We start from the raw sequence: 17678 nt of genomic DNA on the forward strand, positions 1-17678 counted from the left end.
TGCCCCGGTGTCAAGCGAACTGCGCTTAGGCTGCGGCGGCCTTGGCGGTGGCGGTGCGCTCGGCCTTAAGGCTTTCGGCGAGCAGAAACGCCAGTTCGAGGCTTTGGCTGGCATTGAGGCGCGGGTCGCACTGCGTCTGGTAGCGTGAGGCCAAGCCTTCATCGGTGATGGCGATGGCGCCGCCGGTGCATTCGGTGACATCCTGGCCGGTCATTTCGGCGTGTATGCCGCCGGCGTGGGTGCCCTCGGCACGGTGAACGGCAAAGAAGCCCCGCACTTCGGCCAGGATGCGATCGAACGGCCGCGTCTTGTAGCCGTTGGCCGCCTTGATGGTATTGCCGTGCATCGGGTCGCACGACCAGATGACGCTGCGGCCTTCGCGTTCCACCGCGCGGATCAGCGGGGGCAGGCCGGCTTCGATCTTGTCGGCGCCAAAGCGGGTGATGAGCGTCAACCGGCCGGGCTGGTTGTGCGGGTTGAGCGTGTCAATCAGGCGCAGCAGCTCGTCGGGCGCCAGGCTTGGGCCGCATTTGAGGCCGATCGGGTTGCCGACGCCGCGCAGGAACTCGAGATGCGCCGAGCCTTCGAAGCGTGTGCGGTCGCCAATCCACAGCATGTGCGCCGATGTGTCGTACCAGTCGCCGGTTAGGCTGTCCTGCCGCGTCATCGCCTGCTCATAGCCGAGCAGCAGCGCTTCATGGCTGGTGAAGAAGCTGGTGCCCTTGAGCTGCGGCACGGTTTCGGGCGAGATGCCACAGGCTTCCATGAAGTCGAGTGCTTCGCCGATGCGGTCGGCCATCGCCTGATATTGTTCCGACCACAGCGAGCGACCGGTGAAATCGAGGTTCCATTTGTGAACCTGGTGCAGATTGGCATAACCACCGCTGGCGAAAGCGCGCAGCAGGTTGAGCGTCGCTGCCGACTGCATGTAGCCGGTACGCATGCGTTCGGGGTCGGGTTCGCGCGCTTCCGGCGTGAAGGCAATGTCATTGACATTGTCGCCGCGGTAGCTCGGCAGCGAGACGCCATTCTGTTCCTCGAAATCGCCCGAGCGGGGCTTGGCGAACTGGCCTGCCATGCGGCCGACCTTTACCACCGGCAGCTTCGACGCGAACGTCAGTACCACTGCCATCTGGAGCAGCACGCGGAAGGTGTCGCGGATGTTGTTGGGGTGGAAGTCGGCGAAGCTTTCGGCACAGTCGCCGCCCTGGAGCAGGAACGCCTTGCCCGCCGCGACTTGCGCAAGGCTGGCAGTCAGGTCGCGTGCCTCACCTGCAAAGACCAGCGGCGGATAGCTTTGCAGCTCGGCCTCAACCTTCGCGAGCGCGGCCTGATCGGCATAGACGGGGAGCTGGCGCGCGGTATGCGTGCGCCATGAGGCGGGGGTCCAGTTGGTATCGATGTTCATGCGGCGGGCTTTTGCGCTTTCTGGCGGCGAGATTCAAGCGTCAGCCACAGCGCAGGCGTCAAGGTGTGCGGGAAGATGGCGTTGGAGGGGGTTGCAACCGCCGGATGGGCTCAATATCCGGCAGCAGCAACGCTTACCGCAATGCCCTCCGAAGCTTGATGTAACAGCGACGCAATCGCACAAATGTGCATAATTTGACATTTGGCGCGATTGTTCAGCGCATCAGCACCAGCTCCTCGCTCATCGTCGGATGCAGCGCCATTGTCTCATCGAACTGCGCCTTGGTGAGCCGCGCCTTGACGGCAATCGCCAGCGCCTGAAGGATTTCGGGGGCATCGGGGCCGATCATGTGGGCGCCGACGACGACATCGGTGGCGACATCAACGACCAGCTTGTAGAGCGCGCGTTCGTTGCGACCGGCAAGCACGTTGCGCATCGGCCGGAAGTCGGCGGTGAAGGCGCGGACATCGCCGTATTTCGCCCTGGCCTCGGCTTCGGTCAGGCCAACACTGGCGAGCGGCGGGTTCGAGAAGACGGCCGAGGCGACACAGCTGTGGTCGACGCGCCAATGCTTGTCGCCGAACAGCTTGTCGGCCAGCGCATGGCCTTCGCGGATCGCGACCGGAGTAAGCTGGATGCGGTCGGTAACATCGCCGACGGCGTGGACCGATGGGATATTGGTGTGGCTATCGGCATCGACGGCAATGGCACCGCTGGCGTTGAGCGCCACGCCGGCGGCTTCAAGGCCTAGGCCTTCGATGTTGGGGACCCGGCCAACGGCCCAGAGCAGCACGTCGGTATCGAGGTTGGAGCCGTCCTTGAAGTGGATGCGCAGGCTCGAATCCGGCAGCTTTTCAACGCGTTCGAAGGCAGTGTTGAACCGGAATGCGATTCCCTTGACGGTCGAGATTTCAAGCAGGCGTTCACGCAGCGCCGGCTCCCAGTTGCGCAGAATCGTGTCGCCGCGGTTGACCAGCGTCACGTGCGTGCCGAATTCGTGGAAGATGCCGGCGAATTCATTAGCGATATAGCCACCGCCGGCGATGACCATGCGCTTGGGCAATGCATCGAGATGGAAGATTTCGTTCGAGGTGATGCCATGCTCGGCGCCGGGCACATCGGGGATCAGCGGCCGCCCGCCTGTGGCCACGAGGATGTGACGCGCACTCACGGTGCGACCGCCAACGCTGACGTGGTGCGGGTCTGTGAGAACCGCCCGGTCGAGCAGTTGGTCGACCTTATGGTTTGTCAGCGTAGCGGTGTAGAGGCCGTTAAGCCGGTCGACGTCGGCAAGCACATTGTCGCGCAGCGTGTGCCAGTCAAAGCGGTGTTCGCCGAGTGTCCAGCCGAAGCGGCGGGCGTCATCCAGGTCTTCGGCAAAGTGCGCGCCATAGACGAGCAGCTTCTTGGGCACGCATCCGCGGATGACGCAGGTGCCGCCGATGCGAAATTCCTCGGCCACCGCAACGCGCGCGCCGTAGCTGGCGGCGATGCGCGCCGAGCGGACGCCGCCCGAACCGGCGCCAATGACGAAATAATCATAGTCGTACTGCGTCATGCTGCGGCTTTCGGGTGCGCCCGGCAGCGACGCGGGGCGGGGACTCGGGTCAATAGGCGGTTAATCGAGCGTGGCACGCGCGGCTTCCCAGTTGGCGCCATCAAACGGCACAATCGTGGAGCTGACGCCGATACTGCTATCGAGTGCGCGCCAGTTGACGCTATAGCCATCGGGATGCGAGCGCGGCACGTAAAAGCTCTTGATGCCGCAGGTGCGGCAAAACAGATGCCGCGCGGTACCGGTGTTGAAGCGGTATTCGCTGAGCTGGTCGGCACCCCGTTCAAGTTCGAATGCATCAGCTTTAACGATTAGATGCAAATAGCCGGCCATCGCACAAAGCGAGCAATTACAGTCAGTTATCTTGACTTGCTGCGGAACAGTCACGTTGAACCGGACTGCGCCGCAGTGACAGCCGCCGTGGAGCGTGATGGTTTCAGTACCCATGCCATCTTGTAACGTGCTGCGACGCCGACGCAAACGGCATTGCGCGGTGGACGGCTCAGGCCGGCAGCAGCAGTTCGAGCGCGACGAGCATCGCCTGGCGACGGATTTCGCTGCGGCCGAGGTCGCCAAAGCATTTGGTGTCGGCAACGACGTGATCGGGGTCTTCGCCGCGCCGGGCGCGCGCGAACACCACCATGCCGACAGGTTTGAGTTCGGAGCCGCCATCGGGGCCGGCGATACCGGTAATCGCGACCGCAACATCGGCATTGCTATGCTTCAACGCACCCTGCGCCATCGCCCAGGCGACCGCGATTGACACCGCACCAAAGGTTTCGAGGATTTCAAGGTTGACCCCGAGGCTTTCGAGCTTGGCTTCGTTCGAATAGGTCACGAAACCGCGTTCGAACACCTCGGACGCACCCGGCACCTCGGTCAGTGCGCCCGCGACCAATCCGCCGGTGCACGATTCAGCGGTTACCACCGTCAAGCCGCTGGCGCGGTTGGCGTGGATGACGCGTTCGGCCAGGTTCATGGTTTCTTCGTCGAACATCTATTCCTCTTTGGGTTCGTCGCGCGGCAGAGTTTACGCCTAAGTCGCCTGCGGCGCGAGCCTTACGCTCGCCAGTGCCTGCGCGGCAATGCCTTCACGCCGACCGGTGAAGCCCAGCCCTTCGGTCGTTGTCGCCTTGACGCTGACATTGGCGACGGCGATGTCCAGCAGTGCGGCGATGCGCGCGCGGATGGTTTCTCGGTGCGGGCCGACCTTGGGCGCCTCCGCCATGATTGTCAGGTCCACATGATCGATGATGCCGCCGGCGTCGCGCACAAGGTCGCGCGCGTGCGACAGGAAGCGGTCCGATGCAGCGCCCTTCCACTGCGGATCGCTGGGCGGGAAATGGCTGCCGATATCACCTGCACCGACGGTGCCGAGTAGGGCATCGGTCAGTGCATGGAGTGCGACATCGGCATCACTGTGACCGACAAGCCCTTGCGAATAGGCGATTTTGATGCCGCCAAGCCAAAGGTGGTCGCCCGGCCCGAAGCGATGGACGTCAAAACCGCTGGCGGTGCGGCTGATGTATGTCGGCGCGGCATCGGTGGCGGGCAGGGTGCTTGCCGCCAGCACAGCTTCTGCGCGGCGAAAATCTTCGGCGACGGTCAACTTGAAGGCGCGCTCGTCGCCGTCAACGATGGCGACATCAAGCCCGGCGGTACGCGCCACTTCGACATCGTCGGTGGCATCGGGTGCGGCGTTGCGATGCGCCGCCAGAATGGCATCGAATGCGAAGCCCTGTGGCGTTTGGACGCGCCACAGTCCGGCACGGTCGATACTGGCTTCAACCAGCCCGTCAGCCCCGCGTCGCAAGCTGTCGACCACGGCCAGCGCCGGAGTCGCGCCCGGCTGTGTGGCCAATGCCGCCAGAATGCGGTCGACCATCGCCTGCGGCACAAACGGCCGCGCCGCATCATGAATGAGCACAATCTTCGCGCCCCCGTCTGCGGCAACGGCCTCGAGTCCGGCGCGCACCGACGCTTGCCGCGTCGCCCCGCCGTGAACGGGCGGCGGTATATCAAGCCCGGCGATCGCCGCCGCATAGGCCTCAGCATCATCGGGGTGGATGACGACGCGCACGGCATCGATGCGCGGGTGGTTGAGCAGCGCCTCGACAGCATGGCGCAGCACAGTCTGTCCGCCCAACAGCCGATATTGTTTAGGACCACCGGCGCCGGCGCGGAAACCCCGGCCGGCGGCCACGATCAGGACTTGAACGGGTGCGTGCATCGCGGCTGCCTTAGCTTGAACCGACCCGAGCGGGAAGGGGGCAACCTTGTCGCGGGACACCGGTGCTAGCGGCAACGCTTGAGGCGGGTCGTCTTGCCGTCTTTGGCAACCATGACCAGCCGGTCATTGACCGGGAAGCTGATCTGCTCGCGCTGCTCCTGTGGGCTCGCGACGGTGATTGTCTGGCCGTTGTCGTTTTCGACGCTGGTCGTAATGATCGTCAGCGTCATGCCATAAAGGCGCCAGCTGCCGCCGGTGCGATACGCCGACCATTTGCCGTTGCTATCGAACGCCAGCGCATTGTCGCCCTGGCATTGATCGGTCTCAAGGCCCCAGGTGCCGATCAGCGGCGATAGCGGCGGCGCATGCGACGGCGCTACCGAACCAGTGGTTTGACAGGCCGAAACGGTCAGCAGCAGCAAGGTTCCCGCAAGGCGTCGCATCGGCGAAGGATGCTGGAAGCACGCGGCGAATGCAATATCGACCACGCGCTTGCCCCGGCCCGCTAGTCGACGGCGATGGCATAGTCCCAGGCGGCGAGGGTGCGCGGCTTGGCTTCGATGCTGAAGGCCGCTGGCTTGCCCGACAGATTGGCGATCACGCGGATGCGGTTGCCGTCGCGCACACGGTCATAGGCGATGACATCGGTATTGCCGGTGGCGAGCATGACGAGCTTGCCGCCGGCGGTACCGTTCCAAAGCGCCTTATTGTCGGTCTTGAGCCGCAGCAATCCGGCGTAGAAGTCGGCGAGCGAGGCGCCGTGCCAGTCGATCGGGTCACGCTTGAAGAACTCCAGCCGCTTGTTGAGGCTCGCTTCCTGCCCGCCGTAGATCAGCGGCATGTCGGGCAGTGTGGCGGCGAGCACCGCGAACGCCTTGAAACCGGCACCGTAGAGTTCTGGATCGCTGCCCGCCCAGCTGTTGAAGTCATGGTTACTGGTGAAGCGCATCCGGTAGGTATCGGGCGCGTATTGCAGCCGCGGATGTTCGACATAGGCGGCAAGATCGGCGGCACTTGCCTTGCCCTTGGCGACTTTTTGCATCAGGTGGGCGAAGTCCCAATCATAGACCATGTCGAAGGCCTGCGCGAGGTCGGGGGCATCGCCTTCGGCCAGCCAGAACAACGGCTTGCGCGCATCGAGCGCGGTGCGCGCGGCAACCCAGAACGGCACCGGCACGCGCCCGGCGACATCGGCGCGAAAGCCATCGATGCCCGCGACATCGACCCAATAGCGCATCGCGTCGATCATCGCTGGCCACAGCGTCTTGTTGCGATAGTCGAGCCCGACGACATCATCCCAATGTTCGAGCGAGGTGCCGTTGTCATAGACATAGCCGCTGATCTGTCCCTGCGCGTTCTTCTGGTACCAGTCGGGGTGCTGCGTGACCCAGGCGCTGTCCCAGGCGGTGTGGTTGGCGACCCAATCGAGCACCACCTTCATGTCATGCGCGTGCGCGGTGGCGACGAGCCGCTTGAAATCATCGAGCGTGCCGAATTCGGGATTTATGCCCTTGTAATCGCGCACGGCATAGTAGCTGCCAAGTTCGCCCTTGCGTTCCTTCACGCCGATTGGCTGGATCGGCATGATCCACAGGATCTTGACGCCCATCTTCTGCAACCGCGGGATTTCTGCGGTGACGGCATTGAAGCTGCTGTCGCGCGAGAACTGCCGGACATTGACCTCATAGATGTTGGCGCTGCGGGTCCACGGCGGCGGCGTGAACGCCAATGCCGGCAGAGCCAACAGCAGCGCGGCAAGCAACGACAACAGGCGCATTGGCAGTTCCAGTCCCCACAGATTTATCATGCTCTGAATGCCCTCGGTGCTGGGCCAATGCAAGCGTTTGCATAGAGCGCGCTTGTAGATTCTCCGGACACTGTCATGGTGCGATTGGGGGACATCAATGCATCAGCCGGCGCCGCGCGAACGTACCTTCTTCGGCATGCCGATCGGGCTGGCCTATCTCAGCTTCACCGAGGCGTGGGAGCGCTTTTCATTCTACGGCATGACATCGATTCTGGTGCTCTACATGAGCCAGGCGCTACTACTGCCCGGACGCGTCGAAGGGATCATCGGGTTCGAGCGCTTCCGGATTGGTCTCGAAGCGCTGTTCGGCCCTATGACGACACTGGCGTTGGCATCGCAGATCTTCGGCCTCTACGCCGGCTTCATGTATTTCACGCCGGTGTTCGGCGGGCTGGTTGCCGACCGTTGGCTCGGGCGGCGAGCCGCCGTCATGCTCGGCGCGATATTGATGAGCGGGGGCCACATCGCGATGGCGTTCGACGCCACCTTCCTGCTGGCACTGTTTCTGTTGATCATTGGCTGTGGTTTGCTCAAGGGCAACATATCCGCTCAAGTTGGCGGGTTATTCGACGCCAAAGACGGCGCGGCGCGCACCCGCGCGTTCGCGATATTTTCGACCGCGATCAATATCGGCGCGGTGCTCGGGCCCTTGGTTTGCGGGCTGCTGGCGCAAATTTGGGGCTGGCACGTCGGTTTTGCGGCGTCGGGTCTGCTGATGTTGTGCGGGCTTGCGACCTATGTCGCCGGTTTTCGCTACCTGCCCGATACGCCGCGCGGCAAGGATCGCCCCCGGAGCGAAGTGCTCACACGGGCTGAAAGGCGGACGATCGGCTTGCTGGTGCTGGTGCTGGGATTGAGCGTTTTCCAAACCGTCATTTATTATCAATCGAGCAACATCGGCCTGGTGTGGATTGACCAATACGTTGATCTCCGTCTCGGGAATTTCAGCGTGCCCCCGGCATGGTTTGTATCGGTCGACTCGTTTGCTTCGATTGTGGGCATGCCGTTGGTGTTACTGCTCTGGCGCCGACAGGCAGAAAGACATGGCGAGCCAACCGAAATCGGCAAGTTGGCCACCGGGCTGGTTTTGGCGATTATTGCCAACCTGTTGCAGGTCTTTGCCAGCCGCAATGCAGCACCTGGGACGGTTTCGGTGATCTATCCGCTGGTCGCGCTGATCATCCACGGCGTGGGTTTCGTATTCTACTGGCCGCCGCTGTTGGCGCTGGTGTCACGGCTAGCGCCGCCCTCGGTCAATGCCACAATGATGGGCGTCGTGTTCTTGTCGATCTTTGCCGGCAACTCGCTGATTGGCTGGATCGGACGCTACTATGAACCTTTGGGGCCGGCGGGCTTTTGGATGCTACAAGTCGCCATCGGTGGCGTCGGGCTAGTGCTCATCCTGTTGCTCAAACGTCCGATTGAGCAGGCGTTGGCGTCACGCGTCGGCTAACAACACGCGCGGGGTGCTTAGCGCCAGTAGCGCTTGAGCCTAGTCAGCGTGGCGTGCGCCGTTCCAGCAGCGACGCACAGTGCGTCATGCCTGGCCTTATCGAAAGGCACGGCGTTGGCGCCTATGCCGAATTCTTCGAGCACAGCCGCTGCAGTCGCCTGGTCGTTGAGATCGCCAAGCGCACCGAGCAGCGCTTCGAGTGTTTCGAGCCAGGCCATGCGCCGCCGCTGTGCCTTGTCACCGGGGTAGATCGAGTCCAGAAACTCTGTGGCATAGCGCAACTTTTTCGCCTCGATGCGAACGCGGTGGCGGTGTGCGTCGTCAAGGTCGGCAAAATGCCAGCCGCGGCGTTTGAGGCGCCGGAAGCGATGCTCAAGTTGCACCGCGGCAAAGTTGTCGAGTCGTGGTGCAGGCGTCGGTTGTCGAAGCCATGCGCCCAGCGTCAGCCAATGCGTCAGGTCCAGCAACAAGGTACGGACGCGCGGTGCGCGGATTACATCCAGCAGTATGGCTAACGACTGATGCCGCAGCTGGGCAAGGCGCGTGCGCGTGCGAATGTCACTACTCGCCGCGATCAGCACATCTAGGCTGCGCACTGTCCCGAACTGTTGCGCTAGCCATCGCACCTCGCCGTTCAGCAACCGCAACGCATGTTCGCCGAGCAGCGGCCGGAACAGCGCCAGCGCTGACCGCAGCCGTCGCAAGCCGACACGCGCCTGATGTACAATGTCAGGGTGATCATCGTGTTCCATTAATGCGGCATTGCGCAGGAATTGCTGGAGGCATGAAGACGCGATCTGCTGGAACGCCAGCGTCGCCGCCATATCGGCATCCAGCTTCAGGCTTGCCGCTTTCGAAGGTCGCAACAGCAGCTTGGCGGCAAGCAAGCGACCCCGATCGGACTTGGTCAGCGCGGCAGGACGCAGCGGCGTCGTCAGCGCAATCTCGCGCGCCACACTGAACAGCGCCTGCGCCGAGCCTGACACGCTCTCGATCTCGAGTTCGCAGATCGGCGCGCTGCGCTTGCCGGCAATGATGATGCCACGGTCTAGAGCCAGTTCGATTTCTGCGCCATCGACTATCATCCGACGACGGCAACGGTCGATCTTCGTGCGGAATTGCGCTTTGAACCTGGGGCGGCTGTGCTGGGCCAGCAAGGTCGCCAACGGCCCGTCGGCGTCGGTGATTTCGGGACGGTCGCCGACGATGTCGCGCTCCCATTCGGTTCTTGCGAACATCCCGGCGGCATTGCCGGCACAGGCTTTGAACGTCTGGATGCGGCGATCACCGCTGTGGCGGACGCGCAGCACATATCCTGCGCTGCGCAATACTTGGTCGTGCGTGTCGAAATAGACTGATTCGATATGTGCGCAATCTGCGTCGGCAAACCAATGTCCGGCGGCAAGCTGATCCGCGACGGCCGGATCAATATCCAGCTTAAGTTCGCGCTCGACTGGTTCCGCACCCGTCATGACAGCGGCATAGCTTGCGAGACATGGAATTTCAATATATGCGGTTCTGCCCAGTTTTTAGGCAGAATTGATAGATGCCCCGCCTTTCACCAATTTCCATCGGCCCATTGACGATTACGGCACCTGTTGTGCTGGCGCCGATGACCGGTGTTACCGATCTGCCGTTCCGCAAGCTCGTCAAGCGCTTCGGCGCCGGGCTGACCGTCACCGAAATGATCGCCAGCCAGGCGATGGTCCGCGAAACGCGCCAATCAGTGCAAAAGGCAGCGTGGGACGCGTCCGAGGAACCGGTTTCGATGCAGCTTGCCGGGTGCGAGCCGCAGGTCATGGCAGAGGCCGCCAAATTGAACGCCGACATGGGCGCAGCCATCATTGACATCAACATGGGCTGTCCGGTGAAAAAGGTCGTCAACGGCCATGCCGGCTCGTCGCTGATGCGCGATCTGCCGCTCGCCGCCAGCCTGATCGAGGCGACCGTCAAAGCCGTCGACGTGCCGGTCACACTCAAGATGCGCATGGGCTGGGATCATGACAGTCTCAACGCGCCGGAACTGGCGCGTATCGCGCAGGACCTCGGCGTCAAGCTGATCAGCGTACATGGCCGCACGCGCAACCAACTGTATAGCGGTACCGCTGACTGGGCCTTCGTTCGCAAGGTCAAGAATGCTGTGTCATTGCCGGTGCTGGTCAATGGTGACATTTGCGACCTCGACGATGTCGATGCAGCGCTGGCGCAGTCGGGCGCCGACGGCGTGATGATCGGGCGCGGCGCCTATGGCAAGCCGTGGCTGTTGGGGCAGGTGATGCGGTGGTGTAGCAGCGGCGAGCGTATCGCCGAACCGACGCTCGCCGAACAATATGATTTATTGATAGAGCATTACGATGAAATGCTAGAACACTACGGGAGCTTCATAGGCGTCAAGATGGCGCGCAAGCACCTCGGCTGGTACACCAAGGGGCTTCACGGATCGGCGGAATTCCGCAACAAGGTCAACTTTGTCGATGAACCGGCGGCAGTGCAGCTGATGCTGCACGATTTCTACACGCGATTGATCGACGCCGAAGCCGGCGGCATCGATATCCGCCGCGCCGCATGATCATGCCCAAGCTGAGCAGCCTGCGTCGCTCTGTGACGCCGCAGCCGGCCATTCCCGAACTTGGTGACCTTCTCAACGCGCTACCGACACCGATGCTGGTGCTCGATGGTGATGATCGCATCCGGCTGGCGAATACCGCCGCCGAAACCTTCTTCAATACCAGCGCCAGCCTGCTCGCCGAGCGTGGCTGGGCAGGGCTGCTGCCTGCCGACAGTCCGTTGATCGGTCTGCTCGACGAAGCGCGCGACATGGCGGGCGGCTATGCTGCCTATGACGTTGAGTTGAGTTTCGTTGGCGGCCGCACAACACGTGTCGACGTGCTGGTGGGGCCGGTGGCCGATGCGCCGGGCTGGCGGACGATCAGCTTGCAAACGCGTAGCGTTGCATTGATGGTCGACCGGCAAATGGTGCACCAGGGCGCGGCGCGGTCAGCAGTCGGTGTGGCGGCCTTGCTGGCGCACGAAATCAAAAACCCACTGTCGGGCATCCGCGGCGCGGCACAGTTGCTGGCGCAGAACGCCGATAGCGACGGCGAGGAACTGACCGAACTGATCTGCACCGAAGTCGACCGGATTACGCGGCTGGTCGATCGCATGGAAGATTTCACCGACACGCGGCCGTTGGCGCGTGCGCCGGAAAACATCCACGCCATTCTCGGCCATGTCCGACGTGTTGCGGAGCAGGGGGTGGCGCGCGGCATAACCTTCCGCGAACGCTATGACCCATCATTGCCCGATGTCATGGGCGACCATGACGCGCTCGTACAAATCTTCCTAAACCTTGTCAAAAATGCTGCGGAAGCCATTGGCCAGACAGAAGGTTCTGCGCGCGGTGAAATCATGATGACCACCGCTTACAGGCACGGTCTGCGCGTCGCCGTGCGGGGTTCAGCGCGGCGAATTTCGTTGCCGCTCGAGGTCTGTATCATCGACAATGGCCCTGGTGCCCCTGCCGAACTCGCCGATCACCTATTCGATCCATTCGTGACGTCGAAGCGCAATGGCGGCGGGCTGGGACTGGCGCTAGTTGCCAAGATTGTCGGCGATCATGGCGGCATCATCGAATATGACCGCACGCATGACGCAGAGCCCCGCACCGTGCTGCGGGTGTTGCTGCCGATGGCGGATGCGCGATGACCGAAATGCTCCCGGCGCTTGGCGCCACAATCCTTGTTGTCGATGATGACGCCGCAATCCGCACCGTGGTTCGGCAAGCGCTGACTCGCGCCGGCTATCTGGTCCGCACCACCGATAGCGTCGCCGGGCTGTGGCGCCTGATCGAGGAAGGGGTTGGCGACATCGTCATTACCGATGTCATGCTTCCCGATGCCAATGGCCTCGACACCATTCCGCGCATCCTCGACCGCCGGCCAGGGATGCCTGTCATTGTCGTCAGCGCGCAGAATACCTTGTCGACAGCTGTGCGTGCGACCGAGCAGGGGGCGTTTGAATACCTGCCCAAACCCTTCGATATCAATGAATTGACTCGCGCTGTTGCCAGTGCGGTCGCAGCCATCCAGCAGGGATTGCGCCCCAATGCCGGTGCTGCCGACGTTGGCGACGGGCTACCTCTAATCGGCCGCTCGCCGGCGATGCAGGAGGTTTACCGGACCATGGCGCGTGTCGTGCCGACCGATCTGTCAGTGATGATCCTCGGCGAGTCGGGCACCGGCAAGGAGCTTGTGGCGCGCGCACTGCATGACCTTGGCGCACGGCGGACCGGGCCCTTTGTCGCGATCAACATGGCGGCCATCCCGCGCGAACTCATCGAAACCGAGCTGTTCGGCCATGAACGCGGCGCCTTTACGGGTGCTGCGACGCGCACCAGCGGTCGTTTCGAGCAGGCACAGGGTGGGACGCTGTTCCTCGATGAAATTGGCGACATGCCGATGGATGCCCAGACCCGTCTACTGCGCGTGTTGCAGTCGGGCGAGTTCTCGACTGTCGGCGGCAATCGTACATTGCGTGCCGATGTGCGGATTATTTCGGCGACCAACAAGGACTTGCACCGCTCGATTGAAAACGGCCAGTTCCGGGAGGATCTGTTTTACCGGCTGAATGTCGTGCCTTTGCGATTGCCGCCATTGCGCGCGCGCGCCGACGACATTGCCGAACTGGCGCGGCACTTCCTGACACGCGCAGTTGCTGAAGGGCTACCGCTCAAACATCTCGATGCGTCGGCAGTCGCGCGACTGCAGCAATATGGCTGGCCGGGTAACGTTCGCGAGCTGGAAAATCTGATGCGTCGGTTGGCGGCGCTGACGCGCGGCGAGACGATTGATGCGGCGGCTGTGGATGCCGGGCTGCACGAAGGCCAGCCCGCACGCCCCGGCGGCAGTACAGAATCGGGCGACAGTTTGGCAGATGCCGTCGAGTTGCATATTGCGCGATATTTCAACGTCTTCGGTGACGATCTTCCGCCCGACGGTTTGTACGAGCGCATCCTTGCCGAAATCGAGCGGCCGCTGTTGATGCTCAGCCTCGCCGCGACGCAAGGCAATCAGATCCAGGCGGCGAAGCTTTTGGGCATCAATCGCAACACGCTGCGCAAGAAGCTCACTGAGCGCGGAGTCGATCCAACGGCCTTGCGGCGCAGCTAGGCAGGTCCGTCAGGCGTCACATTCGGGCAACGTTTCGTCGCAAGACTGTGTTCCATTGGCAACGCTTTAAGTGTATTGGCGTGTGATGCTGCCGACACGATATCGTCTGTCATGAACGCGCCCGCTGTAAAACCAGTGCGGCCGCAGCGCTGGCGCCTGTTTCAGCGCCGCCTTGAGCGCCGCTTTCGGCGCTGGTCTTCGCGCGTCGATTTCTATCCGCGCCTCGAGATTGCCGTTGCCGCGCTGACGCTGGTGATCGGGTTGTCGAGTTATGCGTTTCTGACCAGCAAACGGCTGCCCGCGGAAGGCCTGTCGCCGCCCTTCGTAACGGCGCTGGTGGTGGTCAATCTGCTACCGCTGATGGGCCTGCTGGTTCTGATTGCGCGGCGCCTCGCGATCTTGCTGAGTAACCGGCGACAGGGGCTGGCCGGCGCACGGATGCATGTGCGGTTGGTGGCACTGTTTGCCAGCATTGCCGCAGTCCCGACATTACTCGTGGTGGTTTTCGCGTCCTTGCTTTTCCAGTTCGGCGTGCAGTTCTGGTTTTCGGATCGCGCGCGCACCGTGCTCGACAACGCCGACCGCGTTGCACAGGCCTATGTCGCCGAAAACAAGACGCGTTTACTCGATGACGTTGTAGCAATGTCGCGCGACGTCCGCGGCTATGCGCAGGAATTCGGCGTCGCCAGCCCCAGTTTCGCCGACGGGCTGGCGTTCCAGCTCGCTGCACGCAACCTGTCCGAAGCGGCAGTCTTCACCACGTCGCCCAAGGGTATCACCATCATTGCCGCGACCGGCCTCGATAGCCGGCCAATGACCAACCGAATCCAACCGCGTGATCTTATCAAAGCTGGTGCCGGGCCACTGGTTATCGCATCCAGCGGCGACCGCATCGAAGCCGTGGTGCGGCTCGACGCGGCAAGCGGCCGCTATCTCTATGCCAGCCGCAAGGTCGATCCGCAGGTGCTCAATCAGGTAGCGCGCACCGCCACGGCACTGAGCGACTACCGCTCGCTGATCGAGCGCTCGAGGCTGCTGCAGTGGCGCTTCAACCTGATCATGGTCGTTGTGTCATTGATCATTCTGGCGGTGGCGATCTGGTTTGCACTTTGGCTCGCCAACCGGCTGGTGACCCCGATCGGCGCACTCGCCGAAGCCGCCGAGCGCGTCGGCGCGGGCGATCTCGATGCGCGCGTGCCGGTGCGCGGTGCCACCGATGAAATCGCGACACTGAGCCGGGCGTTCAACCGCATGACCGGTCAGCTCAAGGCGCAGCAAAGCGCGCTGGTCAGCGCCAACAGCCAGCTCGACCGTCGCCGCCAGTTTACCGAAGCCGTCTTGTCCGGGGTTTCGGCAGGCGTGTTGTCGGTCGATTCCGGCGGCTTCATCCGGCTCGCCAATCAGAGCGCCGCCGAGCTGCTGCGCTCGACCGAAGGCGCACTTGCCGGTACGCGGTTGCGGCAAGTCGTGCCAGAACTGGGCGACCTGCTGGACATTGCCGCGCAAACCGGTGCGGCCAGCGGTCAGGTCCGGATCGCGCGCGGCAACGACACGCAAACGCTGGTGGTGCAGATAGCCGCGGAATCGGGCGCTTTCCACAAACCGACCGATGTGGCGAACCACGGCCAGAGCCTGGTGGTGACGTTCGACGACATCTCGGAGCAGCTGGCCGACCAGCGCAGCGCCGCCTGGGCCGATGTCGCGCGGCGCATTGCGCATGAAATCAAGAACCCGCTGACGCCGATCCAGCTTTCGGCGGAACGGCTGCAGCGGAAGTACGGGCCGCAGATCACCATCGATCCCGAAATTTTTGCCAGTCTGACCGGGACGATAGTTCGGCAGGTCGGCGATCTGCGGCGCATGGTTGACGAGTTTTCGGAGTTCGCGCGCATGCCCAAGCCGGTGTTTCGTACGGAGGTGGTGCTCGACCTGCTGCGCCAGACGCTTTTCTTGCATGAAATCGGCTTTCCGACGATTTCGTTCGAGCTCGATGCGGAAGACGATCTGCCGGGGCTCGAATGTGACCGCCGCCAGATCACACAGGCGCTGACCAATTTGCTCAAGAACGCCGCGGAATCGGTGTTGGCGCGTGTCGAGGCCGATGAACTGCAGGCGGAGCAGTCGAACACTGCGGACGCGGCGGTAACGCCGGGCAAGATCGTGCTGGCCGCAAAGCCAGGCACCGGTAACGAGGCCGGCCAGCTGATCATCAGCGTCACCGACAATGGGCTGGGACTACCGGTAGAACAACGCGACCGGTTGACCGAGCCTTATGTGACGACGCGTGCGCGCGGTACAGGGCTTGGCCTAGCGATCGTCAAGAAGATTGTCGAAGAACATGGCGGCACGCTCGAACTGGGCGATGCGTCTGTCGACGGTCTGAAGGGCAGGGGTGCTGTCGCCAGGCTGCATTTTGACTTGGCGGCAGCTGCGCGGCTGCACGTCGATCGATTTGTCGAGCCGGTCACGGTCCCGGCGGCGCAGGCCGGAGCACCGATATCAGATACGCCAGCACAGGCGACCATCATTCAGTTCAAGCAGCAGGTTTGATATGGCACTCGATATTCTGATCGTCGACGATGAAGAAGACATTCGCGCGCTGATTTCAGGTGTGCTCGACGACGAAGGCTATGGCACGCGAACCGCAAGTGACAGCGACAGCGCGTTGGCCGCGCTCGCCGAACGGCGACCGTCGCTACTCATTCTCGACATCTGGCTACAGGGCTCGCGGCTCGACGGCATCGAATTGCTCGACGAGGTAAAACGCCGCGATCCGGCATTGCCGGTCATCGTCATATCGGGCCATGGCAATGTCGAGACTGCGGTGGCTGCGATCAAGCGCGGCGCCTATGACTTCATCGAAAAGCCGTTCCAGACCGAACAGCTGCTGCAGGTCGTCAAGCGCGCCACCGAAACCGAACGGCTGAAGCGCGAGAACGAGGAATTGCGCGTCCGCGCTGGGTTCGAGACCGAACTCACCGGGTCTTCGTCGCTGATCAACGGCGTACGCGCCACGATCAAGCGCGTCGCCGCGACGGGCAGCCGCGTGCTGATTACTGGCGCGGCGGGGTCGGGCAAGGAAATCGCCGCGCGACTGCTGCACCAATGGAGCCCGCGTGCCGGTTCACCCTTCGTCGTCGTAAGCGCAGCACGGATGGAGCCCGAGCGCGTGGAAGAGGAGTTGTTCGGCGCCGAGGAAGGCGGGCATGTCGTGCGCTCGGGACTGTTCGAGCAGGCTCATGGTGGCACGTTGTTTCTCGATGAAGTCGCAGACATGCCATTGACGACGCAGGCGAAAATCCTGCGCGTGCTGACCGAGCAGGTGTTCCAGCGCATCGGTGGCTCGCGCTGGGTCCGGGTCGATGTTCGCGTCATCAGCGCGACGTCGCGCGACCTGTCGACGGAAATTGCTGAAGGCCGTTTCCGTGAGGACCTGTATTACCGTCTTAACGTCGTGCCGGTGCGACTACCGTCACTTTCCGAACGTCGCGAGGATATTGCCGAGCTCGTCAATTACTTCCTCGCGCGCTATGCCGCCGAGCGCCGGCTGACGACACCGGTGCTGACCGAAGCGGCTGCCGCTGTGCTGCAGGGCTATGAATGGCCGGGCAACGTTCGCCAGCTTCGTAATGTCGTCGAGCGCACATTGATCCTCGCGGCGCCCGAGCGGATCGGCCAGATCGACATCGACATGCTGCCGCCCGAAATCGCCATGGAACCGGCCAAGCTGTTTCCTGGCCCTGCAGCGCAGTCGATCATGGGAACGCCGTTGCGTGTGGCGCGCGAGGCGTTCGAGCGCGAGTATCTGCGCGCCCAGATCCGGCGCTTTTCGGGCAACATTTCGCGCACCGCAGTGTTTATCGGTATGGAGCGGTCGGCCTTGCACCGCAAACTCAAGGCATTGGGACTGGGGGAGGGCGGCGCAGACGGGGAGGACGACACCGGTCCGACCGAATGACTCGCGCTTTGCTGTTGCCATGCTGCACCGCAAAACGTTAGACTGGGCCGTCTGCCGGCTTTGCGGTAGATCGACCTGACGCCGGCGACACGGCGCGGG

At 62.9% G+C, this 17678-nt stretch carries 14 protein-coding genes; 6 read left to right on the forward strand and 8 right to left on the reverse strand.

Going from position 1 to position 17678, the window contains the following annotated elements; translation table 11 throughout:
* Positions 1–25: 25 nt before the first annotated feature.
* The 7 genes from EUV02_RS04720 to EUV02_RS04750 form a co-directional block, all read right to left on the reverse strand.
* Entirely contained in the window at positions 26–1402 is a 1377-nt protein-coding gene (locus tag EUV02_RS04720) for a class II 3-deoxy-7-phosphoheptulonate synthase (RefSeq protein WP_135245383.1), read from the reverse strand.
* 220 nt (positions 1403–1622) lie between these two features.
* Positions 1623–2966, reverse strand: a complete 1344-nt coding sequence (gene gorA, locus EUV02_RS04725) for a glutathione-disulfide reductase (protein ID WP_135245027.1) — start codon at positions 2964–2966, stop codon at positions 1623–1625.
* Between the two features lie 60 nt (positions 2967–3026).
* On the reverse strand, positions 3027–3410 hold the full coding sequence (locus tag EUV02_RS04730) for a GFA family protein (protein ID WP_135245028.1): 384 nt from the start codon (positions 3408–3410) through the stop codon (positions 3027–3029).
* A gap of 55 nt (positions 3411–3465) precedes the next feature.
* Entirely contained in the window at positions 3466–3960 is a 495-nt protein-coding gene (locus EUV02_RS04735; protein ID WP_243445764.1) for a CinA family protein, read from the reverse strand.
* Positions 3961–3999: 39 nt separating this feature from the next.
* Positions 4000–5193 (reverse strand): bifunctional 2-C-methyl-D-erythritol 4-phosphate cytidylyltransferase/2-C-methyl-D-erythritol 2,4-cyclodiphosphate synthase, encoded by a 1194-nt coding sequence (locus EUV02_RS04740; protein ID WP_135245029.1) that lies wholly within the window; start codon positions 5191–5193, stop codon positions 4000–4002.
* A 65-nt stretch (positions 5194–5258) separates the two neighbouring features.
* Positions 5259–5636 (reverse strand): hypothetical protein, encoded by a 378-nt coding sequence (locus EUV02_RS04745; RefSeq protein WP_135245030.1) that lies wholly within the window; start codon positions 5634–5636, stop codon positions 5259–5261.
* A gap of 62 nt (positions 5637–5698) precedes the next feature.
* Positions 5699–6970 carry an alpha-amylase family glycosyl hydrolase gene (locus EUV02_RS04750; protein WP_166430501.1) on the reverse strand — a complete coding sequence of 424 codons (1272 nt, stop codon included), beginning with the start codon at positions 6968–6970 and terminating at the stop codon, positions 5699–5701.
* 229 nt (positions 6971–7199) lie between these two features.
* On the opposite strand from EUV02_RS04750, the gene EUV02_RS04755 reads away from it, so the two are divergent.
* Positions 7200–8453: a peptide MFS transporter gene (locus tag EUV02_RS04755; protein WP_279379500.1), complete on the forward strand. Its 1254-nt coding sequence runs from the start codon at positions 7200–7202 to the stop codon at positions 8451–8453.
* Between the two features lie 17 nt (positions 8454–8470).
* On the opposite strand, the gene EUV02_RS04760 is transcribed toward EUV02_RS04755, so the two are convergent.
* Positions 8471–9925, reverse strand: coding sequence for a CYTH and CHAD domain-containing protein (locus EUV02_RS04760; RefSeq protein ID WP_135245033.1), 1455 nt, complete (start codon positions 9923–9925; stop codon positions 8471–8473).
* A 74-nt stretch (positions 9926–9999) separates the two neighbouring features.
* Here EUV02_RS04760 and dusB point away from each other — a divergent pair, with 74 nt between their 5' ends.
* From dusB to ntrX, 5 genes are all read left to right on the forward strand, one after another.
* Positions 10000–11022 carry a tRNA dihydrouridine synthase DusB gene (gene dusB / locus EUV02_RS04765; RefSeq protein ID WP_135245034.1) on the forward strand — a complete coding sequence of 341 codons (1023 nt, stop codon included), beginning with the start codon at positions 10000–10002 and terminating at the stop codon, positions 11020–11022.
* The gene (locus EUV02_RS04770) at positions 11019–12158 is read left to right on the forward strand and encodes a two-component system sensor histidine kinase NtrB (protein WP_166430503.1); all 1140 of its coding nucleotides are present in this window, start codon (positions 11019–11021) and stop codon (positions 12156–12158) included. The genes dusB and EUV02_RS04770 overlap by 4 nt, the downstream gene beginning before the upstream one ends.
* 5 nt (positions 12159–12163) lie before the next feature.
* Positions 12164–13621: a nitrogen regulation protein NR(I) gene (gene ntrC / locus EUV02_RS04775; RefSeq protein ID WP_135245386.1), complete on the forward strand. Its 1458-nt coding sequence runs from the start codon at positions 12164–12166 to the stop codon at positions 13619–13621.
* 111 nt (positions 13622–13732) lie between these two features.
* Positions 13733–16171: a sensor histidine kinase gene (locus tag EUV02_RS04780; protein WP_135245035.1), complete on the forward strand. Its 2439-nt coding sequence runs from the start codon at positions 13733–13735 to the stop codon at positions 16169–16171.
* Between the two features lies 1 nt (position 16172).
* A complete protein-coding gene (gene ntrX / locus EUV02_RS04785; RefSeq protein WP_135245036.1) occupies positions 16173–17579 on the forward strand; it encodes a nitrogen assimilation response regulator NtrX in 1407 nt (468 codons plus the stop codon).
* The last annotated feature ends 99 nt before the right edge of the window (positions 17580–17678 follow it).

The sequence above is a fragment of the Glacieibacterium arshaanense genome, from assembly GCF_004681125.1.
GTDB lineage: Bacteria > Pseudomonadota > Alphaproteobacteria > Sphingomonadales > Sphingomonadaceae > Polymorphobacter_A > Polymorphobacter_A arshaanense.

Excerpts from the sequence above, each read along its gene's own strand:
- gorA (WP_135245027.1), bottom strand. The coding sequence starts at position 2,966 with ATGACGCAGTACGACTATGATTATTTCGTCATTGGCGCCGGTTCGGGC.
- EUV02_RS04730 (WP_135245028.1), bottom strand. The coding sequence starts at position 3,410 with ATGGGTACTGAAACCATCACGCTCCACGGCGGCTGTCACTGCGGCGCA.
- EUV02_RS04735 (WP_243445764.1), bottom strand. The coding sequence starts at position 3,960 with ATGTTCGACGAAGAAACCATGAACCTGGCCGAACGCGTCATCCACGCC.
- EUV02_RS04740 (WP_135245029.1), bottom strand. The coding sequence starts at position 5,193 with ATGCACGCACCCGTTCAAGTCCTGATCGTGGCCGCCGGCCGGGGTTTC.
- EUV02_RS04745 (WP_135245030.1), bottom strand. The coding sequence starts at position 5,636 with ATGCGACGCCTTGCGGGAACCTTGCTGCTGCTGACCGTTTCGGCCTGT.
- EUV02_RS04750 (WP_166430501.1), bottom strand. The coding sequence starts at position 6,970 with ATGCGCCTGTTGTCGTTGCTTGCCGCGCTGCTGTTGGCTCTGCCGGCA.
- EUV02_RS04755 (WP_279379500.1), top strand. The coding sequence starts at position 7,200 with ATGACATCGATTCTGGTGCTCTACATGAGCCAGGCGCTACTACTGCCC.
- EUV02_RS04760 (WP_135245033.1), bottom strand. The coding sequence starts at position 9,925 with ATGACGGGTGCGGAACCAGTCGAGCGCGAACTTAAGCTGGATATTGAT.
- dusB (WP_135245034.1), top strand. The coding sequence starts at position 10,000 with ATGCCCCGCCTTTCACCAATTTCCATCGGCCCATTGACGATTACGGCA.
- EUV02_RS04770 (WP_166430503.1), top strand. The coding sequence starts at position 11,019 with ATGATCATGCCCAAGCTGAGCAGCCTGCGTCGCTCTGTGACGCCGCAG.
- ntrC (WP_135245386.1), top strand. The coding sequence starts at position 12,164 with ATGCTCCCGGCGCTTGGCGCCACAATCCTTGTTGTCGATGATGACGCC.
- EUV02_RS04780 (WP_135245035.1), top strand. The coding sequence starts at position 13,733 with ATGAACGCGCCCGCTGTAAAACCAGTGCGGCCGCAGCGCTGGCGCCTG.
- ntrX (WP_135245036.1), top strand. The coding sequence starts at position 16,173 with ATGGCACTCGATATTCTGATCGTCGACGATGAAGAAGACATTCGCGCG.